The sequence below is a fragment of the Streptomyces liliiviolaceus genome, from assembly GCF_018070025.1.
Classification (GTDB): Bacteria; Actinomycetota; Actinomycetes; order Streptomycetales; family Streptomycetaceae; genus Streptomyces; species Streptomyces liliiviolaceus.
This window is the reverse complement of the sequence record NZ_JAGPYQ010000002.1, coordinates 2,116,125-2,141,292: the sequence shown is the minus strand read 5'-3', so window position 1 is coordinate 2,141,292 and position 25,168 is coordinate 2,116,125. Positions and strand designations below refer to the sequence as shown.

Annotated in this window: 24 protein-coding genes; 10 read left to right on the top strand and 14 right to left on the bottom strand. The window is 70.8% G+C overall.

The genetic code is table 11. The features are described from left to right. Positions 1-101: 101 nt before the first annotated feature. Positions 102-785 carry a response regulator transcription factor gene (locus tag J8N05_RS44650; RefSeq protein ID WP_210893518.1) on the top strand — a complete coding sequence of 228 codons (684 nt, stop codon included), beginning with the start codon at positions 102-104 and terminating at the stop codon, positions 783-785. Positions 786-855: 70 nt separating this feature from the next. Here J8N05_RS44650 and J8N05_RS44645 read toward each other — a convergent pair whose 3' ends face one another. From J8N05_RS44645 to J8N05_RS44630, 4 genes are read right to left on the bottom strand one after another with little or no spacing between them, the layout of a single operon-like run. Beyond that, on the bottom strand, positions 856-2,058 hold the full coding sequence (locus J8N05_RS44645; protein WP_210893517.1) for a Gfo/Idh/MocA family protein: 1,203 nt from the start codon (positions 2,056-2,058) through the stop codon (positions 856-858). Between the two features lie 38 nt (positions 2,059-2,096). Continuing rightward, the gene (locus J8N05_RS44640) at positions 2,097-3,446 is read right to left on the bottom strand and encodes an ABC transporter substrate-binding protein (RefSeq protein ID WP_210893515.1); all 1,350 of its coding nucleotides are present in this window, start codon (positions 3,444-3,446) and stop codon (positions 2,097-2,099) included. Between the two features lie 10 nt (positions 3,447-3,456). Beyond that, entirely contained in the window at positions 3,457-4,377 is a 921-nt protein-coding gene (locus J8N05_RS44635; RefSeq protein ID WP_210893513.1) for a carbohydrate ABC transporter permease, read from the bottom strand. 17 nt (positions 4,378-4,394) lie between these two features. Further along, positions 4,395-5,360, bottom strand: a complete 966-nt coding sequence (locus J8N05_RS44630; protein ID WP_210893510.1) for a carbohydrate ABC transporter permease — start codon at positions 5,358-5,360, stop codon at positions 4,395-4,397. Between the two features lie 173 nt (positions 5,361-5,533). Here J8N05_RS44630 and J8N05_RS44625 point away from each other — a divergent pair, with 173 nt between their 5' ends. Next, positions 5,534-6,700, top strand: a complete 1,167-nt coding sequence (locus J8N05_RS44625) for an ROK family transcriptional regulator (protein ID WP_210893508.1) — start codon at positions 5,534-5,536, stop codon at positions 6,698-6,700. Between the two features lie 118 nt (positions 6,701-6,818). Continuing rightward, the gene (locus tag J8N05_RS44620; protein WP_210893506.1) at positions 6,819-7,031 is read left to right on the top strand and encodes a hypothetical protein; all 213 of its coding nucleotides are present in this window, start codon (positions 6,819-6,821) and stop codon (positions 7,029-7,031) included. A 75-nt stretch (positions 7,032-7,106) separates the two neighbouring features. Here J8N05_RS44620 and J8N05_RS44615 read toward each other — a convergent pair whose 3' ends face one another. Genes J8N05_RS44615 through J8N05_RS44600 form a run of 4 tightly spaced genes read right to left on the bottom strand, consistent with a single transcriptional unit; the run spans position 7,107 to position 10,933 of the window. Beyond that, entirely contained in the window at positions 7,107-7,934 is an 828-nt protein-coding gene (locus J8N05_RS44615; RefSeq protein ID WP_210893505.1) for a carbohydrate ABC transporter permease, read from the bottom strand. Then, positions 7,931-8,824 (bottom strand): carbohydrate ABC transporter permease, encoded by an 894-nt coding sequence (locus tag J8N05_RS44610; RefSeq protein WP_210893503.1) that lies wholly within the window; start codon positions 8,822-8,824, stop codon positions 7,931-7,933. The genes J8N05_RS44615 and J8N05_RS44610 overlap by 4 nt, the downstream gene beginning before the upstream one ends. Next, positions 8,814-10,160 (bottom strand): ABC transporter substrate-binding protein, encoded by a 1,347-nt coding sequence (locus tag J8N05_RS44605; RefSeq protein WP_210893501.1) that lies wholly within the window; start codon positions 10,158-10,160, stop codon positions 8,814-8,816. The genes J8N05_RS44610 and J8N05_RS44605 overlap by 11 nt, the downstream gene beginning before the upstream one ends. A 38-nt stretch (positions 10,161-10,198) precedes the next feature. Then, complete coding sequence (locus J8N05_RS44600) at positions 10,199-10,933, bottom strand: sugar isomerase domain-containing protein (protein WP_210893500.1); 735 nt, start codon at positions 10,931-10,933, stop codon at positions 10,199-10,201. Positions 10,934-11,126: 193 nt separating this feature from the next. Between J8N05_RS44600 and J8N05_RS44595 the strand changes: the two genes are divergently transcribed. The 4 genes from J8N05_RS44595 (at position 11,127) to J8N05_RS44580 (ending at position 15,656) form a co-directional block, all read left to right on the top strand. Continuing rightward, positions 11,127-13,325: an alpha-N-acetylglucosaminidase gene (locus tag J8N05_RS44595; protein ID WP_210893499.1), complete on the top strand. Its 2,199-nt coding sequence runs from the start codon at positions 11,127-11,129 to the stop codon at positions 13,323-13,325. Between the two features lie 2 nt (positions 13,326-13,327). Continuing rightward, positions 13,328-14,185: a GntR family transcriptional regulator gene (locus tag J8N05_RS44590; protein WP_210893497.1), complete on the top strand. Its 858-nt coding sequence runs from the start codon at positions 13,328-13,330 to the stop codon at positions 14,183-14,185. Between the two features lie 192 nt (positions 14,186-14,377). Next, positions 14,378-15,025 carry an ATP-dependent Clp protease proteolytic subunit gene (locus J8N05_RS44585; RefSeq protein WP_210893495.1) on the top strand — a complete coding sequence of 216 codons (648 nt, stop codon included), beginning with the start codon at positions 14,378-14,380 and terminating at the stop codon, positions 15,023-15,025. Position 15,026: 1 nt separating this feature from the next. Further along, positions 15,027-15,656, top strand: a complete 630-nt coding sequence (locus tag J8N05_RS44580) for a ClpP family protease (RefSeq protein WP_282108204.1) — start codon at positions 15,027-15,029, stop codon at positions 15,654-15,656. A 24-nt stretch (positions 15,657-15,680) separates the two neighbouring features. Here the strand turns inward: J8N05_RS44580 and J8N05_RS44575 are convergent, their stop codons facing one another. The 5 genes from J8N05_RS44575 to J8N05_RS44555 form a co-directional block, all read right to left on the bottom strand. After that, positions 15,681-16,097 carry a helix-turn-helix domain-containing protein gene (locus J8N05_RS44575; protein WP_210893491.1) on the bottom strand — a complete coding sequence of 139 codons (417 nt, stop codon included), beginning with the start codon at positions 16,095-16,097 and terminating at the stop codon, positions 15,681-15,683. Between the two features lie 95 nt (positions 16,098-16,192). Next, the gene (locus tag J8N05_RS44570) at positions 16,193-17,197 is read right to left on the bottom strand and encodes a cation diffusion facilitator family transporter (RefSeq protein ID WP_210893489.1); all 1,005 of its coding nucleotides are present in this window, start codon (positions 17,195-17,197) and stop codon (positions 16,193-16,195) included. Between the two features lie 163 nt (positions 17,198-17,360). Further along, positions 17,361-18,719, bottom strand: a complete 1,359-nt coding sequence (locus J8N05_RS44565; RefSeq protein WP_210893487.1) for a CAP domain-containing protein — start codon at positions 18,717-18,719, stop codon at positions 17,361-17,363. A gap of 122 nt (positions 18,720-18,841) precedes the next feature. Further along, positions 18,842-20,113 (bottom strand): serine hydrolase domain-containing protein, encoded by a 1,272-nt coding sequence (locus J8N05_RS44560; protein ID WP_210893485.1) that lies wholly within the window; start codon positions 20,111-20,113, stop codon positions 18,842-18,844. A 136-nt stretch (positions 20,114-20,249) separates the two neighbouring features. Further along, positions 20,250-20,939, bottom strand: a complete 690-nt coding sequence (locus J8N05_RS44555; RefSeq protein ID WP_210893483.1) for a TetR/AcrR family transcriptional regulator — start codon at positions 20,937-20,939, stop codon at positions 20,250-20,252. A gap of 145 nt (positions 20,940-21,084) precedes the next feature. Between J8N05_RS44555 and J8N05_RS44550 the strand changes: the two genes are divergently transcribed. Continuing rightward, on the top strand, positions 21,085-22,023 hold the full coding sequence (locus tag J8N05_RS44550; RefSeq protein ID WP_210893480.1) for an SDR family oxidoreductase: 939 nt from the start codon (positions 21,085-21,087) through the stop codon (positions 22,021-22,023). A gap of 61 nt (positions 22,024-22,084) precedes the next feature. After that, entirely contained in the window at positions 22,085-23,068 is a 984-nt protein-coding gene (locus tag J8N05_RS44545) for an aldo/keto reductase (RefSeq protein WP_210893478.1), read from the top strand. Between the two features lie 386 nt (positions 23,069-23,454). Here the strand turns inward: J8N05_RS44545 and J8N05_RS44540 are convergent, their stop codons facing one another. Next, positions 23,455-24,678 carry an MFS transporter gene (locus tag J8N05_RS44540; protein ID WP_210893477.1) on the bottom strand — a complete coding sequence of 408 codons (1,224 nt, stop codon included), beginning with the start codon at positions 24,676-24,678 and terminating at the stop codon, positions 23,455-23,457. Between the two features lie 64 nt (positions 24,679-24,742). Here J8N05_RS44540 and J8N05_RS44535 point away from each other — a divergent pair, with 64 nt between their 5' ends. Further along, complete coding sequence (locus J8N05_RS44535; RefSeq protein ID WP_210893475.1) at positions 24,743-25,156, top strand: MerR family transcriptional regulator; 414 nt, start codon at positions 24,743-24,745, stop codon at positions 25,154-25,156. Positions 25,157-25,168: the final 12 nt, after the last annotated feature.

Below are 25,168 nucleotides of genomic sequence, written 5' to 3'. Positions count from 1 at the left end.
CGTCCTGATGCGCAGGTCCCGTCGGTGCCGGGAGGACGGTCCGCCAGGAACGGGACACGGGTTCCGCGGACAGGGGCACCGACCAGGACCGGGGAGAGGCGATGAACGACGGAGCCGGCCGCCGGGCCGTCCGCGTCGTCATCGCCGACGACCACCCCATGTACCGCTACGGCCTGGCCGCCGTGCTCGCCACCAGCGGGACCGTGGACGTCGTGGGCGAGGCCGGCAACGGCGACGACCTGCTGGCGGCCGTCGAGCGCACATCACCCGACGTCGTGGTGACCGACCTGGCCATGCCCGGTCTGGACGGCACCGCGGCCACGCGTGCCCTGCTGGCCCGCCACCCGTCCCTCGGCGTACTGGTGCTGACGATGCACGAGGACGACCAGGCCCTTTTCGGGGCGCTGCGGGCCGGAGCCCGGGGGTACCTCCTCAAGGACGCCGACAGCGCGGACATCGTCCGGGCCGTACTCACCGTCGCCGCCGGGGACGCGGTCTACGGCCGGGCGGTGGCCCACCGCATCATCGCCTTCTTCACCGGAGCCCATCGCGCGTACGCCGCCCAGGTCTTCCCCGAACTGACCGAGCGCGAAAGGGAGGTGCTGGACCTGGTCGCCCTCGGGCACGGCAATCACCAGATCGCCGGCCGGCTGGTCCTGTCGGAGAAGACGGTCCGCAACCACGTCTCCGCCATCCTGTTCAAGCTCCAGGTCTCCGACCGAGCCGCGGCCGTCGCCCGGGCCCGAGACGCAGGGATCGGTGGGTCCCCGACCTCGTCCGAATGAACCGGGACACCGGGACCACGTGGAGGGGGCCGGTGCCGTCCGGCACCGGCCCCCTCCACGTGAAGACCGCTCACACCTCCGGCGCGTCCCCGAAGTCCGGGATCTCCAGCCGGGCCCCGCCCTGCCGCGCCGACTCGTGCGCGACGATGCCCGGCAGGGTGTAGCGGGCCGCCACCCACGCGTTCACCGACGGCAGGGTGCGGGTGTTGACGGCGGTCACGAAGTCGTCCACCAGGAAGTGGTGGCTGCCCTCGTGACCGTTGTGCAGGTTGTCGAACTCCCTCGGCAGCCGTGAGCGGTCGTGCACCGGGGCAGAGCCCGAGGTGAAGGCGGCTCGCAGCTCCGGCGCGATGTGCTGGAGGGAGGGGTCGTCGGGGGACATGGTGGGCTTGGGCTCAAGGAGTTCGCTGATGTCCTTGACCCCCTTCTTGTCCTGCCAGAAGGCCACCGTGGCGAGCTGCTCCATGCTGGCGTCCGTGCCGAAGAACCGGAACCGCGACTCCCGGATGTGCGAGGGATAGCCCACCCGCCGGAACTCGTTGGTACGGAACGAGCCGCCGCCCGCGACCTCGAACAGCGCGGTGGCGTTCGAGAAGTCGTTGCCGAACTGGCTGATCTCCTCGTCGAAGACGCCGTCCCCGCGGTCGTCCCTGACCCCGATCGCGGACACGCTCACCGCGTGCGTCTGCCACGCCCCGAGGACCCCGCCCACCGAGTGCGTGGGGTAGAGCAGCGGGGGATAGCTGGCGGTCGCCTTCCAGTTCTCGCCGCCGCTGTACTGATAGGCCTCGTAGAAGCCGAGGTCCATGTCGTGCACGTAGTCGCCCTCGGCGTAGAAGAGCCGGCCGAAGGAGCCGTCCGCGATCTGGTTGCGGGCGTGGACGGTAGCCGGGTTGTACTGGCTGGTCTCACCCATCATGTAGGTCAGCCCGGTGGCCCGTACCGTGTCGATGATCGAGGCGATCTCCTCGTGGGTGATCGCCATCGGGACCGCCGAGTAGACGTGCTTGCCCGCGTTCAGGCCCTGGATCACCAGCGGGCCGTGGGTCCAGCGCTGGGTGAAGATCGCGACGGCGTCCACCGCCTCCGACTCCAGCATCGCCTGGTACGAGGGGAACGTGCCCGCCAGTCCTTCGGCGGCGGCCAGTTGCTCGGCGCGCTCCGGCAGCAGATCGGTGACGTACACGTCGCCGACACCCGGGTGGGCGAGGAACAGCTTCGCGAACTGGCCGGAGAACTGGCCGGCGCCGACGATGCCGAGGGAGAACGTCATGGAGTGTGTGCCTTTCACTGTGCGAGTCATGGCCCGGGTCACTGGCCGAGGATGAAGTTGATCTGGTCGTTGGTCTTGGTCAGGCCCTTCACCGGGGCGTTGTTGGCGAAGACGTCCTGCATCGCGGGACGCATCAGGGCGTACACGTCCGCCGCGTAGTCGGTGACGGGGAACGAGAAGGTGGTGAAGTCCTTCTTGTCCGCGACGGGCCCGGTGAACGCGGACACGTCGATGTCCTTCTTCTCGTACGCGGCCACGGCCGCCTCGGTACCGCCCGGGGTCGCCGGGAAGACGATGCCGTAGCCGCCGACGGTCCGCTGGCACTCGTCGGAGGCCAGATAGCGAACCCACTTCTTCGCGCCCGCCTTGTTGTGGGCGTTCTTGGTGATGGAGTCGGCGAGGCCGTTCATCATGGTGGCCCGCTTGCCCGTCGGACCGGCCGGGGTGACGGCCGTCCCGACGTCGAGGCCCTTGGTGCCGTAGTACGTGGAGATCATCCAGGCGCCGTCGAAGGCGGTCGCCGCCCTGCCGGAGGCGACCTGGGCGTTGGCCGGGTTGGCGCCGTCGGTGTAGTCGGTGAACGGGGCGAGGTACCCCTTCTTCGCGAGGCCGAAGTACCAGTCGACCACCTTCTGGAAGGTCTTGCTGTCGTACTGGTACTCGGTGCCCCAGCGGGCCTTGTCCGTGTACTTCCAGCCCGCCGAGGCGGCGAACGGGCTCCAGGTGGTCTGCCCGTCGCTGTCGCCGGCGCCGCCGGTGGCGAGTCCGTACACCTCGACGTTCTTCCTGTCGAAGCCCTCCTCGTCGCCGCGCCTGCCGTTCTTGTCGACGGTCAGATGCGCGATGGCCTTCTCGAAGGTGCCGCCGTCCTCGGGGTTCCAGGAGAGGTCGCCCATCTCCTCGGCGGCCAGCCCGGCCTTCTCGGTCAGCTTCTTGTTATAGAAGAGGGCGACGGTGTCCCAGTCCTTCGGGGCGCCGTAGCGGTGACCGTCCTGGCCGGTCCAGTTGGCGGCGAGCCCCGGCTGGTAGGCGGACTCGTCGATACCCAGGTCGTCCAGCGGTTCGAGCACGTTCAGATCGGCGAACTGACCGAACTTCTGGATGTGGTCGGTGAACACGTCGGGCTCGGTGCCCGCGATGAAGCTCGCGGTGAGCTTGGTCCAGTAGTCGGCCCAGCCCATCTGTGTGATCTTCACGTCCAGGCCCGGGTTCTGCTTCTCGAAGTCCTTGGCGCAGGCCTGGTAGGCGGGCAGCTGGTTGGCGTCCCAGAGCCAGTACGTCACCGTGTTCGCGCCCGCCCCGGCGGCTCCGCCCTGTGCGCAGCCCGTGACCAGGGACAGCGCCAGCGCCCCGGTCAGTGCCACGACCGTACGCGTACGAATTCGCATGCCCGTCCCCTTACTTGATGCCGGTGAAGCTGATGGTGCTGACGATGCGGCGTGCGAAGAAGCCGAAGAGCACGAGCATCGGGAGAGCGGCGATGAGGGTCGCCGCCATCAGACCGGACCAGTCGTAACCGGTCTGCGGTGTCTGTGCCCGGAAGATGGCCAGGGCCACGGTGAGCACGCGCGAGCTGTCGCTGTAGGACACCATCAGCGGCCAGAAGTAGTCGTTCCAGGAGGTGATGTACGTCAGGACGCCCAGGGTGAGGATGGGCGAGGACGCCATCGGCAGCATGACGCGGAAGAAGATCCGGATCTTCCCGGCCCCGTCGAGCAGGGCCGCCTCCTCGACCTCCCGGGGCACGTTCATGAAGAACTGGCGCATGAAGAACACCGCGAACGGGGTCATGAACATCGTCGGCAGGGAGATGCCCAGCAGGCTGTCCACCAGGCCGAGTTGCTTGATGAGGACGAAGTTCGGCAGCAGCGTGAAGATGGTGGGCACCATCAGCCCGGCCAGGAACAGCCCGAACACCTTGTCCCGCCCGCGCCACCGCAGCCGGGCGAAGGCGTACGCGGCCATGGCGGAGAAGAGGATCTGGCAGACGGTGATCAGGGTGGACACGACCACCGAGTTGAGCAGATAGCGCCAGAACTTCAGCCCACCGCCCGAACCGCCCTGGGCGATCGCCTCCTCGGTGGACTGCAGACCCAGCGCCCGCTCGAAACCTCCGGTCGTCGGGTCCACGGGCAGCACGTCACCGGGGTGGGCCGCGAGCGCCGCGTTCGAGGACAGCGCGGTGCGCAGGATCCAGTAGAACGGCAGCAGGGTGATGAGGACCATAGCGGCCATCACCGTCCAGGCCAGCACCTTCCCCGGGGAGAGCCTTCGGCGCTGTGGCCGTACCTTCGTCGTCGTTGCCGTCACGGCGGTCATGTCGGTCGCTCCCTTCGTCAGCCGAGGTCGGTCTGGCCGGCCCGGGTGAGCCGGTACTGGAGGATGGTGATCGCGCTGAGCACGGCCAGCAGCGCCACGGACATCGCGGAGGCGTAGCCGAACTGGAAGCGGCCGAACGCCGAGCCGTAGATGTAGAACTGGAGGACGTTGGTGGCGTTGGCGGGGCCGCCGTTGGTCGTCACCGCCACCGTGTCGAAGACCTGGAACGAGCCGATCACGGTCATGATCAGCACCACCGCCAGCACCGGCCGCAGCAGCGGCATGGTGATGCGCCAGAACATCCGCCACTCGCTCGCGCCGTCGACCTTCGCGGCCTCGTACATGTCGTTCGGGATGGCCTGGAGTCCGGCGAAGAGCAGCAGGGCGGTGTAGCCGACGTGCCGCCACACGTTGATCAGCGCGATCGTCGGGATCGCCCACGTCTCGTCCGCCAGGAACGGGATGCGGTCGAGGCCCAGGCCCGCGATGATCTCGTTGCCGATGCCGAGCTGGGTGTCGAGCATCCACAGCCAGACGATGCCCGCCACGACGTTCGACATCAGATACGGGGTGAGTACGACCCCGCGCAGCACCGCGGACTGGGTGAGACGCTGCAGGAGGACGGCGATGGCCAGCGCGGAGACCGTCTGGACCCCGATGTTGATGAACACGTACTCGACGGTGACCTTCAGCGAGTCCCAGAAGATGGGGTCGTTGACCATGCGCCGGTAGTTGTCGAGGCCGACCCACTCGGCCGGGGTCAGCAGGTTGAAGCGGGTGAAGCTCAGATAGATGCCGCGCAGGGTGGGCCAGAACAGGAAGAGCAGGAAACCGAGCATGGCCGGAGCGATGAACAGCGCCGCCAGGGCCCCGTCACCGCCACCGCCGTGTTCTCGCTTCCTGCCGCTCCTCGGCTGCGGAGCTGTCCCCTCGACGTCGCGCGGTGACAGACGCGACGGTGGGCTGCTTGAGGCGACGGTCATCGGGAGACTCCCTCGTCTGCGGCTCGTCCTCGGGCCCCACTTACTTTTGGGCCGAAAGAATCCAGCCGTCAAGAGGTCTGCGCATAACTTTTACTTCCAGGATCGGATGGGCTTACGTGCTCCGTGGTGGCATGATTACTTCTGCACCGAAAGAAACGACGAGGGGGTCGGTCATGACCGCACGCGCCGCCAGCTGGCTGCCGCTCAGTCCCGGTGAACGCTCCGTGGCGATCGAGGTCCTGACCCACGGCCCTCTGTCGCGCAGCGACATCGCCCGCCGGCTCGACCTGTCCGCGGGCAGCCTGACCCGGCTCACCAAACCGCTCATCGAGTCGGGCCTGTTGGTCGAGGTCCCCGAGGGCAACGCGCTCCCCGACGCCGAGGTCCGCCAGGGCCGGCCTTCCCAGCCCCTCGACATCGTCGCCGAATCCCGCACCTTCATCGGCTTCAAGATCACCGAGGACATGGTCTACGGGGTCGTCACGACCCTCAGGAGCGAGATCGTCGCCCGCCACGACCTGCCCCTGACCGGCCACGATCCGCAGCACGTGGTGGATGTGCTCCAGGCGGTCACCAAGGAGTTCGCCCGGGAGTTCCCCGGCCTCGCCGGGATCGGCATCGGACTGGGCGGGCGCGCCTCGGACCGCTCCGTCGTCGACGAGTCCGCCTTCCTCGGCTGGCGCGACGTCCCACTGGCGCGGCTCCTCCAGGAGCGCACCGGACTGCCCGTGGTCGTCGAGAACGACGTGAACGCGCTCGTCGAGGCCGAGAGCTGGTTCGGCGCCGGCCGTGGCCTCGACCGGTTCGCGGTCCTCACCATCGGCGCGGGCCTCGGCTACGGCCTGGTCAGCGGCGGCAAGCGGGTGGTGACCGCCGAGGACGGACGCGGGGTCGGCCGCTTCTGGATGGTGAACCCGAACGGCCCGCTCACCCCCGAGGGCGAACGCGGCAGCGCCATCTCCCTGCTGACCATCCCGAGCATCCGCTACCAGGTCCGCGCCGCCACCGGCCGCGACGTCTCCTACGACGAGGTCCTCGCGCTGGCCGCCGAGGGCGAACCCCTGGCCGCCCGGGTCGTCGACGAGGCGGCGCGCGCCCTGGGCACCCTCGTCGCGCAGATCGCCAACTTCGCCATGCCCGAGAAGATCCTCCTCGCCGGTGAGGGGGTGGGCCTGGTCGACGTGGCCGGTCCGGTGGTCGAACAGGCGGTCCTGGCCAACCGCCATCCGCAGGCCGACCCGGTCAACCTGGAGACGAAGGTGTCCGACTTCCACGACTGGGCGCGCGGCGGCGCCGTACTGGCCATCCAGACGCTGGTCCTGGGCTCCGGCTCCGGCTGACGGTCCGACCGGTACGGCCGTCCGATACGGGGAATTGACACCGTGGTGCTTGTCACAGCCGCCGGAAGGCGGTAAGGATCACAGTCTCCACTCACATGGTCTTCACGCACAGCCCCGTATGATTCACGCTATGTCCACCACTCACCGTCGTGCGCCGGGAGCCACGCAAAGATCAGCCGCCGAGGTCAACGAAGAGATCCGGGCCCTGTGGCTCCGGGCCGGCGGAACACTGAGCGGTGAGCAGCGGCGGGACTACCAGCGACTGGTCCTGGAGTGGGCGGCCGCCGCCCCCCGGGCCGACGCGCACGCCGACTCCACGCAGGCGGCCTGACCGACCGGTCCGCCGCCGCACCCCGTCGACAACCCCGCCGCACCGCTCGCCCCTTCACCCCTCGGCCCCCACCGCTCAGCCCTTCATCGCCCCCTGCAGCAGTCCCGCGAGGAAACTGCGCTGGAAGACGACGAAGAGGATCAGGATCGGCAGCATCACGATGATCGTCCCCGCCGCCAGCGTGGGGATGTCCGTGCTGTTCTGACCGACGAAGAACCCGAGACCCGCGGGGGCCGTGTGCTTCGTGGTGTCCTGGATGAGGACCAGCACCAGCAGGAACTGGTTCCACGACCACATGAAGACCAGCAGCCCGAGCGTCATCAGGGACGGCCGGGCCAGCGGCAGCAGGATGCGGACCAGGATCGTCGCCGACGACGCCCCGTCCATCCGCGCCGCCTCCACCAGTGACATGGGCGTCGACAGGAAGTGCGTACGCATCCAGAACACGCTGAACGGCATGAACAGCGCGATCTCCACCAGGATCACACCCAGGTACGAGTTGGTCAGCCCGAGATTGCGCAGGTCGAAGTAGAGGGGCACCACGATCAGTTCGACCGGGATCGTGAGGCCAGCGATGAAGAACGCCGCCATCGCGTTGCCGCCGGGAAGCCTCATCGTGCCCAGCGCGTACCCCGCCAGTGCGGCGAGGACCAGACAGGCGGGCACGACGCCGACCGCGATGATCAGACTGTGCCGGATGAGGTCGGAGAACCCGGCCACCGACCAAGCCGTCTCGTAGTTGTCCCAGCTCCACCGCTCCGGCCAGGTCAGACCCACCACCGGCGTGCCCGCGGGCTGGAGCGAGGCGAGGAAGACACTGAGGAACGGGATCACGACGACGATCGCCATGACGGTCAGCAGCGCATAGCCGGACCAGCGTTCCGAGCGCGCGACGGTCTTCATGTCCGGTCCCTCGACAGTCGGTTGATGAGGTAGACGATCGCGAGTATCAGGACGCCCAGGACGACGGCCAGGGCGGCGGCGAGCCCCACCTTGCCCTCGGAGAACGCCAGCCGGTACACGAGGAGCCCGGGGACCGTCGTCTGCTCGCCCGGACCGCCGTTCGTCGTCACGTACACGATGTCGAAGCTGGCGAGCGCGGCCACCGTCGTCACGGTCATGGCGACGGCCAGCTCACCGCGCAGATGCGGCAGCGTCACGGACAGGAACTCGCGGACCGGGCCCGCCCCGTCGATCCGGGCTGCCTCGTACAGGCTCGGGTCCACCTTCTGCACCCCGCTGAGGAAGAGCATCATGCACAGCCCGCTCAGCACCCAGGTGCCGACGAGCCCCACCGCGATCAGCGCGAAGTCGAAGTCGCCCAGCCACGCCCGCGCCACACTGTCGAGGCCCACCGCGCGCAACGCCTGGTTGACCACCCCGTCGTCCCCGTACAGCCACCGCCAGGTCACACCGACCGCGACGAGCGGCACGACCTGCGGCAGCATGAACAGGAAGCGGTACGCGCCCATGCCGGGCCGCCGGTACCGGGCCAGCAGCCCCGCCGACAGCAGTCCGAGCACGATCGGCACGAAGGAGAAGAACACCACCAGCACCAGGGCGTTGAACACCGAGCGGCGCAGGATCGAGTCCTGGAAGATCTCCGCGTAGTTGCCGAGCCCGACCCATTCGCCGAGCGTGACCCCGTCCCAGTCGAACAGCGACAGATACGCCGTGTGCAGGGCGGGCAGCACCGCGAAGGCGACGTAGACGGCGAACGCGGGCAGCACGTACACGTACCCGCGCCACCGCCTGCGGGCCTCCCGGTTCCGGACGGGCGGCCTACTCCCCATGATGGTCCTCCCACTCGTCCTGAAGAGAGTCGAGGTAGTCCGCGGGCGTCACGCGGTCCGCGATGAGCTTCTGGACGCCGGAGCGCAGCCTGTCGAGCATCGCGGGCGCCGCGAAGTCGGGGAACGTGGTGATGCCGTCGTCGGCGACGGCCCGCCGGTGCCCCTCCGCGATGTCCGCGAGCACGCCCGTCGGCTTCTTCACCGCGTCCGGATTCGGCGGCATGAAACCGTTGTCGCTGATGATCTGGCCCGCCTCGGGAGAGGTCAGGAAGTCGAGGAACGCGCCCGCCGCCTGAGGGTGTTCGGTCTTGGCCGACACGGCGTACGACACGCTGAACCCCGAGGCCACCGTGGGGGAGCCCGCCTGCTCGCCGGGCATCGGGAAGAACCCGACGTTGTCCCCCATGACGGTGGCGAGCTGCCCGGCCGCCCAGTTTCCGTTGATCAGGAAGACGCTGTCGCCCTTGGCGAACTGGGCCGTCGAGTCGACCTGTGCGGTGCCGTTCGCGGACTCGTTGTAGTACCCCTTGCGGCCCCAGTCGATCACGAGTTCGCTGGCCTCGACCGCCGCCGGGTTCTCCATCGTGGCGCCCTTCCGGCCGTTGACCCAGTCCCAGTACTCGTCCGTGGGCATCAGCTGGTTGAGCAGGGCGGCCCACAGATGCAGTCCGCCCGAGTCGAGCGCGCCCACCCCGAGCGGGGTGAGGTCCGCGTCCTCGGCCGAGGCGAGCTGCTTCTCGAACTCGCCCAGCGTCTTCGGGGGAGCGTCTATCCCGGCCTTCTCCGCGAGTTCCTTGTTGTAGTAGATGCCCGTCATGGACAGTCCGGCCGGGACCCCGAACAGAGCCCGCCCGCCGGTGGCCTCACTGGTCTGCCCCGCCGTGAGCTGGTCGAGGCTGACCGGCGGAATGGCCTCGTCCCAGCCGTACGCCTCCCGGTAGGGCGCCAGATCGAGGATGTGGCCGTCCGCCGCGAGGTCCGTCATACCGACCGCGTACTGCGCGATGTCGGGCGCGGTGTCGGAGGTCATCGTCAGCTTCAGGTTCTGCACGTAGTCCGAGAACGTCTTGTACTGCGGCTCCACGGTGATGTCGGGGTGGTCCTTCTCGAACGCGGCGATCAGCGCGTCGACCATCAACGGGGCGTCGGCGAACTGGAGATGCAGCGTGACGTCCCCGGCCGGCACGGCGGTCGACGACGGCACGCTGGTGGGGCCCGGCACCGCCGTCGCGCTGCCCGGGGTGAGCGCGTCGCACGCCGCGAGCGGCAGCACGAGGGCGACGGCGCAGACCGTCGCGGCGATGCGGCGCCGCACCCGGTGTGTGCTGTCCATCATCGGCCTCCTTGCATGGCCTCGTCGGTCGGATCGGTACGTCAGTCTCGCGGGCAGCGGTCCTTGTACCGCTCCAGCAGCTCGTCGTTGCGTCGCCCGGCGTCGCCGTCGGTGTTCTGGCTGACGATCAACGGCGGTGTCTGCTTGTGGTGTTCGACGAGCAGCTGGGCCGCCCGGCAGGTCAGCGCGTTGACGAGAGCCGCCCCCAGCACGGTCGACAGGGCTCCCACGGCCAGGTCGCCCAGGGGCACCACCGTGTCACCGGGGCTGCCGTGGGTGTCGATGACGATGTCGGCGACGTCGAGCAGCCGCTGTCCGCCGGGGTGCCGCGACTCGGCCGCCAGGGAGTGCGCCCGGCTGGTGACGGCGACGACGGTCGCCCCCGACTCCCGTGCGCCCAGCGCGAATTCGACGGGCACGGCGTTGATCCCGGAGTTGGAGATCACGACCACCACTTCACCCGCCCTGATGTCAGCCGTACGGAGGACGGCCGCCGCGTAGCCGCTGACGCGTTCGGCCGCGCCGGCGTGGCGCGGGGCGACGGGGGAGAGCGCGGGGTCGGCGATGACGTTGACCGGCGCGAGTCCGCCGGCGCGCTGCAGCGGTTCGACGGCGACGAGTTGAGAGTGGCCGCTGCCGAAGTAGTGGACGACACCTCCGGCCGCGATGCTGCTCGCGACGGCCCGGGCCGCACGCTCGATCGCGGGCCGCTCGGCGGTGGCCAGCGCGGTGAGGTTCTCCTGAAGAGCGGCGAAATAGACGAGGTCGGCGTTCATCGTGTCGAGGCCACCCGAGGTGTCGAACGGAGCCGCTGATGTGGCTGTGGACCGTACCAGAGGGGTTCGGGCATGCCCAGCCCTGCGACCGACCGGCCTTCTTTCCGGTCGACTTCCTTGACCGCCCCGAGTGGCACGGCTAGCTTCGAGAGTTCTGTGGTACGTACCACGACTCACAGGAGTGGTCCGGACGATGACACCTCCCGAGGAAGCGGGCACGGGAACCCCGGCCGCCCGGCGACTGCTGCGGCGCCTCCTGGGGGAGCGGGCCGCGGAGTTCACCGCCGAAGTGGTGCCCGCAGGCGCCGGACCCGACTGGTACGAGATCGACGCCGGGCCCGGGGGAGTGGTCCTGCGCGGGTCCAGCGGGGTCGCGGTCGCCTCGGCGCTGCGCTGGTATCTCCGGAGCGCCTGCGGCACGCAGATCACCTGGGACGCGCCCGTCCCCCGGCTGCCGGACCGGCTGCCGCGCACCGGCACGACACCCCGCACGACCTCCCCCCACCTGCACCGCTACCACTTCAACGTCTGCACCTTCGGCTACACCACCGCCTACTGGGACTGGGCGCGCTGGGAACGCCACATCGACTGGATGGCCCTGCACGGCGTGACCACCCCGCTGGCGATGACCGGCCTGGAAGCGGCCTGGCAGCGTGCCCTCATGAGCACCGGCCTCGACGACAGCACCGCCCGGAGCTTCCTCGGCGGACCGGCCTACCTGCCGTGGAACTGGCTCGCCTCCCTCGACGGCTGGTCCGGTCCGCTGCCGCAGAGCTGGATCGACGGACACCTCGACCTCGGCCGCCGCATCCTCGACCGCGAACGCGCCCTGGGCATGCGACCGGTCCTCCAGGGCTTCTCCGGGCACGTCCCCGAGGAACTGATCGCGAGCCGGGGCGCCCGGTCGACGACGCTGCCCTGGTGGGACTTCGAGGTCGGCATGCTGGACCCGCGCGACCCGCTCTTCGAGGAGTTCGGCACCACCCTGCTGACCGAGCAGAACCGCCTGTTCGGCACCGACCACCTCTACGCCGCCGACCCGTTCATCGAGACGACACCCCCGGTGACCGACCCCGCCGACCTCGCCCGGGTCGCACGGGCGGTGCACGGCGTGATGACGGCGGTGGACGAGCGGGCCACCTGGGTGCTCCAGGCCTGGCCCTTCTCCTACCGCGCCCGCTACTGGACACCGGAGCGCACCGCGGCTTTCCTCGACGCCATCCCCGACGACGGAATGCTCGTCCTCGACCTGTGGGCCGAGCACCGGCCGGTCTGGCGGCGCACCGACGGCTACCGCAAGAAGCCCTGGGTGTGGTGCATGCTCCACAGCCTCGGCGGCCGGCCCGGGCTCTACGGAAAGCTGGACGAGATCGCCACAGGACCCGCCCGCGCGCACGCCGACGCACGCGGCGGCTCGCTCTCCGGGATCGGCGCGAGCATGGAGGCCTTCGGCGGCGACCCGGTCCTGTACGAGCTCCTGGCCGACGTCGCCTGGCAGGGCGCCGTCGACGACGTACAGGCATGGCTTGAGACCTGGACGCGGGCCCGGTACGGGCGGACGACTCCCGGGCTGCTGCGGGCCTGGGACCTGCTGCACCACAGCGTCTACGCGTCCGACGGGCCCGGGCCGCCCGGCTCGGTGATCATCGGCCGGCCCACGCTCGAAGGCGATCTGCGGCACGAACTGCCGGTGCACCTGGCCGACCCGCCGTCGCCCCACGTGCCACCTGCGCTCGCCGAGGCCTGGGAGCTCCTGGCCGACGAGACGACAGCGCAGGACAGTGCGGGACCGCTCGGCCGGGACCTGTGCGACGTCACCGCGCAGGTGCTCACCCATGTGGCGTGCGAACGGCAGTGGCGGGCGGCGGACGCGGCCTTCGCCCGCGACGCGGAAGGTTTCCACCGGGCCGCCCGCGCACTGCTCACCACCATCGAGGACCTGGACACGCTGCTGGCCACCCGCCCCGAACACCGGCTGGACGGCTGGCTGGCCGATGCCCGCGCCTGGGCCACCACCCCGGCCGAGGCCGACCTGTACGAGACCGACGCGCGCCGCCTGCTCACTCTCTGGGGACACCGCCACAGCAAGCTGCACGACTACTCCGGCCGCCACTGGGCCGGCCTGGTCGGCACGTTCCACCTGCCGCGCTGGCGCAGCTGGTACGAGCACATCGCGCGGGCGCTGGAGACCGGAAACCCTTACCGCGCCGAGGAGTTCGAGGCCTCCCTGCTCGCGCAGGAGGAGCGGTGGGTGGCCGGGCGGAGCGCGACGACGACACCGGAGGCGGACACCGCGGGAACGACCCTTGACGTGGTGCGTACTCTGATGCCCCGCTACCGCGTCCTTCGAGGAGGAGGCGGAGATGGCGGACAGGTGCGAACCGCGGAGTGAATGTGACGGTCGAGGACAGGCGCCCAGACGACGGCCCGGCGACGGACTCCCTCAAGACGGACTCCGTCGAAGCGGACTCTGGCGAAACGGATTCCTTCGAGGCGGACTCCGGCGGAACGGATTCCTTCGAGGCGGACTCCGGCGGAACGGATTCCTTCGAGGCGGACTCCTTCAAGCACGAGGCGCTGCGGCGGCGGCTCCAGGCCGACATCGCCCGGATGCGCCCAGACGAGGCGCTGCCCACCGAACGGCGGCTCGCCGAACGGTACGACGTCAGCCGGGCGACCGCCCGGCGCGCGCTCCAGGCCCTCCGCGAGGACGGCCTCATCCGCAGCGTGCGGGGCGTGGGAACGTTCGTCTCCCACCCCCACGTCACCAAGACGTCGACGCTCACCTCGTTCTCCGAGGACCTGCGCTCACGCGGCTACCGGCCCAGCGCCGAACTCCTCGCGGCGGAGCTGGTGGAGGCCGACCTGCACCACTCCACGGCCCTGGGCGTCGACCCCGGCACCACCCTCCACCGCATCGAACGCCTGCGCCTCGGTGACGGCTTCCCCATCTGTCTGGAGACCGTCTACCTCTCCGCCGAGCGCTTCCCCGACCTCGACGAGTCCCTGCTCAAGGGCTCACTCTCCGAAGCCCTGCAGAACACCCAGGGCGTGCGGGTCGTACGGGCCACCCAGCAGATCCGCGCGGTGAACGTCACCGGCCGCCAGGCCCGCCTGCTCGGCGTCAAGGAGGGCTCCGCCGCCCTGCTGGTGCGCCGCACGGCGTTCGACGGGACGGGCCACGTCGTCGAGTACGGCGAATCGCTGTGCCGGGGCGACCTGTACGAGTTCTCGCTGGTGGTGACCAAGTAGCGCCCGCGCCTGCCGTGTGACGCCATGCGCTCTCCCGGTGCGCTCTCCCGGTCCGCTCCGCCGGTCCGCTCTCCTCGTCCGCTCTGCCGTCGGCGAATCTGCCGAGAGCCGAGATTCCTTCCGCGTCGCCGACGGCGGACCGAGGGTGGAGGCACCGCGGCGCACCTGGCCGCGCCACCACCAGGAGGAGCGATGGCACTCAGCAGCACCGGATTCCACCCAGGGCCGCGGGCCGAGGAGGGGGACACCCCTCCGTCACGGTTCGACGACCACCTCGCCGCCCAACTCCTCAACCAGCGCATCATCTTCCTCGGCACCCAGGTCGACGAGGTCTCCGCCAACCGGGTCTGCGCGCAGCTGCTCCTGCTCTCCGCCGAGGACCCCCGCACCGACATCGGCCTCTACGTCAACAGTCCGGGCGGCTCCGTCCACGCGGGCCTCGCGATCTACGACACCATGCGGCTCATCCCGAACGACGTGTCGACCCTCGCCATGGGATTCGCCGCGAGCATGGGGCAGTTCCTGCTCACCGTGGGCACCCCCGGCAAGCGCTACTCGCTCCCGAACGCGCGGATCATGATGCACCAGCCCTCGGCGGGCATCGGCGGCACCACCGCGGACATCGCCATCCAGGCCGAGAACCTCCAGTTCACCAAGGAGACCATCGAGCGCATCACCGCCGAACACACCGGCCAGAGCGTGGAGACCATCTCCCGCGACGGCGACCGCGACCGCTGGTTCACGGCCGAACAGGCAAGGGAGTACGGCATGGTCGACCGGGTCGTCGAATCGCTCGACGACGTCCGGCCGGCCTCCTCGAAGCGACGGATGGGACTCTGACATGCACCAGCACGCGACGCGCATGAGCTCGTACACGATCCCCAACGTCGTCGAACGCACCCCGCAGGGCGAGCGCGCGTACGACATCTACAGCAAGCTGCTCGCCGAGCGGATCATCTTCCTCGGCACCGAGATCGACGACGGCGTGGCCAACGTCGTCATCGCCCAGCTCCTCCACCTGGAGTCGGCGGCGCCCGAGCAGGAGATCGCCGTCTACCTCAACTCACCGGGCGGCTCGTTCACCTCGCTGATGGCGATCTACGACACGATGAGCTTCGTCAGCGCGCCCATCTCGACGTTCTGCGTCGGCCAGGCCGCCTCGACCGCGGCGGTGCTCCTGGCGGGCGGGGACCCCGGCCGGCGCTTCATCCTGGAGCACGCGCGGGTGCTGCTCGGCCAGCCCGCGAGCGGCGGCGCGCGGGGCACCGTCTCCGACCTGGGCCTCCAGGCCAAGGAGATGATCCGGATCCGCTCCCAGGTGGAGGAGGTGCTGTCCCTGCACACCCATCACTCCGTCGAGACCCTGCGCGCCGACATGGACCGCGACAAGGTCTTCACCGCGCAGGAGGCGGTGGCGTACGGACTCGCCGACGAGGTGCTGAGCCGGCGCCTGACCGCGGTCGCCGCCTGAGGAGTACCGAGCCCCTCCCGGGCGTCAGGCGGCGAGCCGGACCTCGCCGTACCGGGAGGTGGCCTCCGTTCGCCGGGGCGCTGTACGCGACCTGAGGGGGCGGGGCCGCTCCTGGCGCACGAGGCGGCGGTGCGACAGGGCGAGCAGATCGGCGAGGCCGAGCCCGAGCGCGTGCGCGGCGGCCGCGAGGACCTCGGACGAGGCCTCCTTGCGGCCGCGCTCCAGCTCGGAGAGGTAAGGCATCGAGATACGGGCCGCCTCGGCGACCTCCTTGAGCGTCCGCTCCTGCGCGAGCCGCTCCCGCCGCAGGACCTCACCCACGACGTCCCGCCACAAGGGCTCCCTGGGTGCCGGTTCGGCCGGCTCCGAAGGCGCCGCCGGCTCGGCCGGGACGGGTCGCAGGGGAATGACGCGGGCTCGGTTCGACGCGTGGCTGCTCACGCCTCCACCCTAGGAAGTCCGGCCCGTTTCGGGCACCCCGCCGCGTTCTGCCCTCGGCGAATCACCGGTCCCGGCCTCGGTGCGGACGGGGATCGTCAGTGCAGATGCGGTTCGTCCCGGTGCACCGGACCGTGCGCGGCCTCGCAGTGCGTGTCGTCGGCGGGGTCGCCGCCGGTGCGGACGTCCAGGAGGTCCTGCGGGGCGTGGTCGACCTGGAGGGTGGTGTGGCTGACGTCGTAGTCGCACTGCAGGATCTTCTCCAGGTCCCGGCGCACGGTGTGGCAGTCCGCGACCGGTTCGACCAGGACGTGCGCGGACAGCGCGGGCGTCCCCGACGTGATGGTCCACACGTGCAGGTCGTGCACCTCGGCGACCGAGGAGTGCGCGGCCAGCCGGTCCCCGATGGCGTCCGGGTCGAGATGCGCGGGCGCCGCCTCCAGGAAGATCCGCCCCGACTCCCGTACGAGCGCGTAGCCGGCCTTGAACATCAGGGCCACCACGACCAGCGTGGCGATGGCGTCGGCGCGGACGAAGCCGGTCAGCAGGACCACGAGGCCGGCGATCGCGGTGCCGATGAACGCGAACAGGTCGTTGAGTATGTGCTGGTAGGCGCCCTCGACGTTGAGCGAGGTGCGGTTGGCCTTCGAGATGCACCAGGCCGCCGCCACGTTCACCGCGATGCCCGCGAGCGCCGTGTAGAACATCAGCCCGCCCTCGACCGCGGGCGGATCGAACAGCCGCCGCACCGCCTCGTACGCCAGCCAGGCACCGAGCAGCAGCAGCGTCAGTCCGTTCGCCTGCGCGGAGAGGATCTCGGCCCGCTTCAGGCCGTACGTGAAGCCGCCGCGGGCCGGACGCTCGGCGAGCCGCATCGCGATCAGGGCCAGCACGATGGACACGGCGTCGGTGAGCATGTGCGCCGCGTCGGAGATCAGGGCGAGCGACTGGGCGACGATGCCGATGACGACCTCGATCGCCATGAACGTCGCGATCAGGGTCAGCGCGATCGCGAGCCAGCGGCGGTCCGCGTCCGCGGTCACCCCGTGCGAGTGCCCCGCGTGCCCGCCCGACCCGTGCTCGTGGCCGTGGTGCGCGCTCATGAGAGTCCCCCTCGTTGCGGTGTCCGACGGGTGTCCGACACCCGCAGTGAAGCGCACCTCGCGGAGATCGGCAAAGGCTGCATCGGTGACCGTTGTCATCATCGTTAGTGCGCCGCTGACCTGCGGTGATGTGTTCAGGGTCGGGGACTGCCGCGCGGTGGGGTCAGGCGCCGAAGAGCTGTGTCCAGTACGTGCCCGCCGAGCCGCCGCCCGCGAAACCGACACCCAGGTGGGTGAAGGCGGGCTTGAGGATGTTGGCGCGATGGCCGGGGCTGTCCATCCAGCCCCGTACGACCTCGGCGGGGGAGCGCTGGCCGCAGGCGATGTTCTCGCCGATGGTGCGGCGGGGGCTGCCCGCGGCGGCGGCCCGGTCCCAGGGCTCGCTGCCGTCGGGTGCCGTGTGGGAGTAGAACGCGCGTGCCACCATGTCCGCGCTGTGCGCCTGTGCCGCCCGGGTGAGCAGCGGGTCGTCGGCGAGCGGGGGCAGACCGGCGGCGGCCCGCTCGGCGTTGGTGAGCGCGAGGACCTCGGCGGCGGTCCGCGCCAGCCCGCCCGGGGTCAGGGGGCCGGCCCACAGCGCCGTCCAGTAGAGCGTCCCGGACCGGTTGTCGGGCACGCAGGCCACTCCGGCCCCGGTGAAGGCCGGGTCCTGGAGCGTCCGCCGGGTCCGCTCGCCCGAGAGGCAGTACTCCACGAACTCCGCCGCGTCACGCGGCCCGGATACGAGATGCTCGCCGACCGTCAGATACGCGTAGCCCGCGGCGGTCACGCGCTGGTGCACGGACAGCCCGTCGGCCCCCTCCGACCCGAGACGCCCGCGCGCCGCCATGTCCGCGGCATGCGCCCGCGCCGCGGCGGTCAGCCGCCCGTCCAGGACGACGGCCGGGGAGCCGGCGGCGGCACGGGCGGAGTTCACGAGCGGGAGGAAGCCGTCGGTGTGGGGATCGGCCCCGGCTCCGGCTCCGGCTCCGGCTCCGGCCCCGGCTCCGGTGGTTCGGGGCGCGGCGGCGGCCCCTGTCCCCTGGCCCGGACCCGTGTCGATGTCCTCGGCCACCTCCACGCCGAAGTCCCGTGCGATCCCGGCCAGCCCGTCGGCGTACCCCTGGCCCAGTGCGCGCAGCTTCCAGGTGGTTCCGCGGCGGTAGATCTCCGCGAGCAGCAGCACGGTCTCCCGCTGCGGGCGCGACGGCGTGAAACGGGCGAGGACCCGGCCGCCGGAGTCGGTGACCTGCAAGGTCGGGGTGGGCAGCCGTCCCAGCGGGGTGCCGGGCTCGGCGGGACTGACGACCACGGTGACGCGGTCGGCCCCCGCCCGCAGCGCGGCCGGATCGACCGTGAGGGTCTGCCCGCTCAGCCGTGCGCCGGGGGCGGCCGGCTGGTTGTAGAACACGAAGTCGGCGTCCCCGCGCACCTTGCCGCCGCCGTCGGTGACGAGCGCCGACACGTCGAACGGGCCGGGGACCGCGAGGGTCAGGGCGCCGCCGGGCAGGGGCAGATTGCCGCCGGGTACCAACTCGTCCATCGTGCCGCCCGTCCAGGTGCCGGTTCGCTGTGCGCGCCCCGTGGGGCGTCGACAGGACAACGCCCCACGGGTGTGCGCGGGTTCCTGGTGCCGGGCGCCCGGCACCAGGAACCGGTCACCGGTCAGTCGAGGGCGACCCCGGGAGCGATGTCCTCGTACCGCTCCACGGGCGCCTGGCTGCGGGCGGTCGCGGTCTTCACCGGTTTGCCGCAGAAGGCGGACTCCAGGGTGCGGGCCATGGTGTTGAGCACGGTCCCGTTGTTGGAGGTGTTGGCGAGCGCCGTGACGGTGCGCGAACCGTCCTTCGACGTGAACGCGTACGTGTAGTAACCCTGCACGGTGCCCGTGTGGCCGTACACCGAGACCCCGCACGACAGGTCACGGCGGCGCAGACCGAGCCCGTACCCCTGGGTGCTGTTCACGGGCGTCCACTGCTGCATCTGATCGAGCTGCGCGGCCGAGGTCAGCCTGCCGCGCAGCAGGGCCGAGAAGAAGGTGTCCAGGTCCCGGGTGCTGGAGATGACCGCGCCCGCGCTCTGCGCCCACGACACGGTCTGCTCGGTCGAGTCGACGAGCGTCCCGTCGGCCACGTCGGGCGGCAGGTAGCCCATGGTGTGCCGGCCGGCGATCGCCGTGCTCGGGTGTACGTAGGAGGTGTCCTTCAGGCCGAGCGGCTTGATGATGCGGCTCTTGTACGCGGACCGCACGGATTTCCCGGTGAGCTTCTCGATGAGCATGCCCCCCACCACGAAGTTGGTGTTGGAGTACGAGTAGGCGGCGCCCGGCGCGTTGCCGAGAGGCTGCTTCAGGGACAGGTCCACCAGCTCCTGGTAGCTGAAGACCTTGTTGCGTACGGCCTCGAAGCCCGGGACCGTGTCGGCGAACATGTCGTTGGTGTAGTCGTACAGACCGCTGCGGTGGCTCAGGACATGGCGCACCGTGATGCCGTCGTCGGGCAGCAGGCCCGGCAGGTAGGTGTTGACCGAGGTGTCCAGGTCGAGCACGCCCTCGTCGACGAGCTGCAGCAGGACCACGGCCGTGAAGCTCTTGGTGACACTGCCGACGCGGAAGCGGTCGGCGTTGTCGAGGGCCCGTCCGGTGGTCCGGTCCGCGACGCCCTCGGCGACCTTGTGGACCGTGCCGTTGTCGTCGATCCGCGCCATGGCACCGGGCGCGCCCTGCGTCAGCGCCGTCCGCAGCACCTCGCGCAGTCCTTCCACGTCGGGCGCCGCGAGGTTCTCGGCCGCCGCCCGGGTGCCGCTCACGGCACGGTCGCCGGTGTCGGCGGGTGCCGCGGTCGCGTCGGTCGCCGGGACCGCGAGCACGGACAGCAGGACCGCTCCCAGTGCCGCCGTGCCCCTCGCCGTACCCCGGCCCATCATTCTTGAGACCATCTGTGTGGTTCTCCCCGTAGTCGTCCGCAATGCGGAACACGTGCAGGCGGCACCGCGGATCACGGTGCCGTCATCTTCTCTACGCGCAGGACCTGCCTGCGGGTTGCATCGGCGGGAGTGAATTTCCGCCGGTCAGTCAGCGTGCGGCTCGCGCGGCTCGTGCCAGCAGTCCGGACAGCAGCACTTCGAGCGACTCGCGCAGGGCCGCGGTGAAGTCGATCCGCAGGACCGTCAGTTCGGGTTCGGACTCGTAGACCGCGAGGACGGCGGGCGACGGATGGGCGTGCGGCCAGGCCGCCGTGGCCATCATGAGCGCCCCGGCGGTGAACCGTACGGCGTCCCGCTCGTCCAGTTCGGGCACGTGCAGACGGACCCGGTGCGCCAGGGCGAACGCGTGGCCGATGGAGGAGCGTTTGTGCTCGGCGGCGACCTGCGTCGACACGTTCCGCTCCAGGACCGCGGCCTGAGCGCTGATCAGGTCGCACAGCACCGGGCGCGCGGCGAGGGCGTCCGCGAGGGTCGCGGCGACCTGGTCCGCGCGCTCGAAGACGGGGGCGCCCGCGTCGACGGCCTCGGGCAGCGCGGTGTCGAGGTGGTCGAGCAGTTCCTGCGTGGCGGTGGCGAGCAGTTCCAGCAGGACGGCCTCGCGGGACTCGAAGTAGCGCAGCACGTTCGACTTCGCGAGCCCCACCCGGCGGCTCAGTTCGTTCAGGCTCACCTTCGCCACCGGCATCTCACCGAGCATCGCGGCCGTGGTGTCGAGGATCGCCCTGCGGCGGACGGCGCGCTGCTCCTCGCTGCGGGCGCGTTGGAAGGTGTCTGGCATGGCCGCAGTCTACCGACCGGCGATCTGTGGACGCCGGACAGCAGACCCCCGGTCTGTTGTTATCAGACTGGTGGTCTGCTAGCTTGAATCACATCAGACCGCCGGTCTCCTAATCCTGGGAGTGCCGCACACACAAGGAGTCCCCGTGCCCACGTCATACGTCGTCCCTGATCGGACGGGACAGTCCGCCGTCGTCACCGGTGCCAACAGCGGCACGGGCAAGGAGGCCGCACGGCGGCTCGCGGCGGCCGGGGCGCGCGTGGTGATGGCCGTGCGCACCGTCGCCAAGGGGGAGCAGGCCCGCGCCGAGATCCTTGCCCGGCATCCGCACGCGCAGCTGGAGGTGCGGCGCGTGGACCTCGCCGACCTGGCCTCCGTCGAGACGTTCGCCGACGGGATCCTCGCCGACGGCACCCCGCTCGACCTGCTCGTGAACAACGCGGGAGTGATGGCCCCGCCCACCCGGCTGACCACCGCGGACGGCTTCGAGCTCCAGCTGGGCAGCAACTACCTCGGCCCGTTCGCCCTCACCGTGCGCCTGCTGCCGGCGCTGCTCGCCGCGCCGGCGCCCCGCGTGACCACCATGAGCAGCGGCATGGCGAACTTCGGCCGCATCGACTTCGACGACCTCCAGTGGGAGCGCCGCCGCTACAACCCCAACCGGTCGTACGCCCAGTCCAAGCTGGCCGACCTGATGCTGGCCAGGCATCTGGCGGACCTCGCCGCCGAGCGCGGCTGGAACCTCCTCAGCACGGCCGCCCACCCCGGCTACACCGTGACCAACCTCCAGACGGCGGGCGCCACCCTCGGCCGCGACAAGCCCGAACGCACCGTGATGCTCCGGCTCGGCCTCCTTCTGCCCAAGCAGCAGGTCGAGGAGGGCACCGAACCGCTGCTGTACGCGGCCACCAGCCCCGAGGCGACGGCCGGCGGCTACTACGGGCCCGGCCGCAGGTTCGGCCTGGTCGGCCCGACCGCCACCACCCGGGTCACCCGGCGCGCCCTCGACACCGGCACCAACCGCAGGCTGTGGGCCGAGTCCGAGCGGCTGACCGGCGTGGCCCTCCCCGCGGCCGTCGCCTGAACGGCCCCGTCCCACGGGGGCGGCGTCCGGCGCGGCGCCGGACGGGTGCCAGACTGACCCCATGGACGAGCGCGAATTCAGCAGGTCAGGACAGCACGCATCGGTCGTCGGACTCGGCACCTGGCAACTCGGTGCCGACTGGGGCGACGTGGACGACAAGGACGCGCTGGCGGTCCTGGAGACCGCCGCGGAGTCGGGGGTGACGTTCTTCGACACGGCGGACGTGTACGGCGACGGGCGCAGCGAGGAGACCATCGCCGCGTTCCTCAGCGGCCGGCCCGATCTGCACGTGCTGGTCGCGACGAAGATGGGCCGCCGGCTCGACCAGGTCCCGGAGAACTACGTCCTCGACAACTTCCGTGCCTGGAACGACCGTTCGCGCCGCAACCTCGGCGTCGACCGGATCGACCTGGTGCAGCTGCACTGCCCGCCGACCGCGGTGTACTCGTCGGACGAGGTGTTCGACGCGCTCGACACGCTGGTCGAGGAGGAGCGCGTCGCGGCGTACGGCGTGAGCGTGGAGACCGTCGACGAGGCGCTGACGGCGATCGCGCGGCCGGGTGTGGCGAGTGTGCAGATCATCCTCAATCCGTTCCGGATGAAGCCGCTGGAGCGGGTGCTGCCGGCGGCGCGGGAGGCCGGGGTCGGCATCATCGCCCGCGTGCCGCTCGCCTCCGGGCTCCTGTCCGGCAAGTACACGAAGGACACGGTGTTCGCGGCGAACGACCACCGGACGTTCAACCGGCACGGGGAGGCGTTCGACCAGGGCGAGACGTTCTCCGGCGTCGACTACGCCACCGGGGTGGAGGCGGCGGCGGAGTTCTCCGCGCTCGCTCCGGAGGGGGTCACTCCGGCGCAGCTCGCGCTGGCGTGGATCGTGCAGCAGCCGGGCGTGACGTCGGTCATCCCCGGCGCGCGCACGCCTGAGCAGGCGCGGGCGAACGCGGCGGCGGGGAAGCTTGGACCGCTGCCGGCGGAGACGCTGTCGGCGATCTCGGCGCTGTACGACCGCCGGATCAGGACGCAGGTCGAATCGCGCTGGTAGCGGGCCCCTTGGGCGGGGTGCGGCTGGATCGTGCGCGGCTGCGGGCCGGTTGTGGCTGGTCGCGCAGTTCCCCGCGCCCCTGAGGGGTGGGGTCCATCGGGCTTGTGTGTGTCTGCGGGCCGGTTGTGGTTGGTCGCGCGGTTCCTCGCGCCCCTGAGGGGTGGGGTCCATCGGGCTCGTGTGTGTCTGCGGGCCGGTTGTGGTTGGTCGCGCGGTTCCTCGCGCCCCTAAAGACATGGGGTGCGCGCAGGCCCGTGCTTTTAGGGGCGCGGGGAACTGCGCGCTCAGCCACGACGGACCTGCAGCCAGGTACGAGCCTGTCCCCCCGCCCCCTCAGGGGCGCGGGGAACTGCGCGGCCAGCCGTGTCCGGGCCGCAGCAGCGGAGCTACCTCGTCCCCCGGGGTGGGAACCCATGGCCCCGGGCCATCCACACCGTCACAATCACCGGCACCAGCAGAACCCCCGCGCTCCAAGGGAACGCCCCCGCGCCGAAGCGGTTCAGGAGGACACCCCCCACCACCCCGCCCCCGGCCATCGCCGCGTTCCACAGCGTCACCAGCAGCGCCTGCGCCGCATCCGCGGACTCCCCGCCCGCATCCGCCACCGCCGTCTGCAGGAGCGTGGGCGCGCCGCCCCAGCCGAGCCCCCACAGCGCCGCCGCCGCGTGGACGAGGGCGGGGCTGTCGGCCGGCACGGCCAGCAGGCCAGCCGCCACCGCGACCAGCAGAACGCTCGCCAGCGTCAGAGCCCGCAACCACCGGTCGATCCGCGCCCCCGTGAACCAGATGCTCACCAGTGACGCCGCCCCGAACACCAGCAGCACGACATCGGTCGACCCACCCATGCCCAGCCGGTCGAGAAACGTGGCGATGTACGTGTACAGAATCGTGTGGGCCAGCACGAAGGCCAGCGTGACGAACAGCACCGGTGACACCCCGGGAACCCGCAACGCCCCCAGCATCGGCACCCGCCCCTCCCCGCGCCGCCCCGGCAGATCCGGCACGGCCACGCCGATCCACCCGAGCAGGACGACGGCGAGCACGGTCATGAGCGAGAACGTCACCCGCCAGCCGAGCGTCTCCCCGAGAAAGGTCCCCGCGGGCACCCCCAGCGACAGCGCGACGGGAATCCCGGTCATCACCACGGCGACGGCCCGCCCTTGCAGCGGCACGGGGACCAGCCGCCGCGCGTACCCCGCGAGCAGCGCCCAGGCCAGCCCCGCGGCCACCCCGGCGAGGAACCGCGCCACCATGGTCAGGGGATAGTTCGCGGACACGGCGGTCACCGTGTTGGCGACGGCGAAGCCCGCCGTCGCCGTGAGCAGCAGGCGCTTGCGCCGCCACCCGGCGGTGGCCGCGGACAGCGGTATCGCGGTGAGCGCGGTCCCGGCCGCGTAGACGGTCACCGACTGCCCCATCGCGGACTCGCCGACCCCGAGGTCGGAGCTCATCGCGGGCAGCACACCCGCGGGCAGGGTTTCGGTGAGGCTGGTGACGAACACGGCGGTGGCCAGGGCCAGAAGAGCGGCCAGGGGCAGGCCGGCACGGGCGACGTCAGGTGGAGGGGCGGTCGGTTCGGAGTTACGGGTTCCAGTGATCCGCGTAGTCATGCCGCGTATGCTCGAACCCTCACATCGGTGTGAAGGTCAAGTGGTGAAGCGCGAGGTCGGTCGCATGCGGATCGGAGAGCTGTCGAAGCGCACGGGCACGCCCCCACGGCTGCTGCGCTACTACGAGGAGCAGGGACTGATCACCCCCGAGCGCTGCACGAACGGCTACCGCTCCTACGACGAACGCCTCGTGGACCGGGTGCAGCAGATCCGGGGCCTGCTCGACGCCGGACTGCCGACCCGGATCATCAAGCAGATCCTGCCCTGCCTCGACAGGCCCAGCACCATCCATTTCCCCGACCCGACCCCGGAGATGCTGGCCACCCTCGAATGCGAACTCGACCGCATGACCCGCCGCATCGACTGCCTCGCCCGCAACCGGGACGCCATCGCCGCGTACCTGGCGACGGTACGCGGCGACGACCCACCCGCCACCGAACAGGGCGCGGCCGAACAGAGCAGAGCTCAACAGGCTTGATCCGAAAGGTAC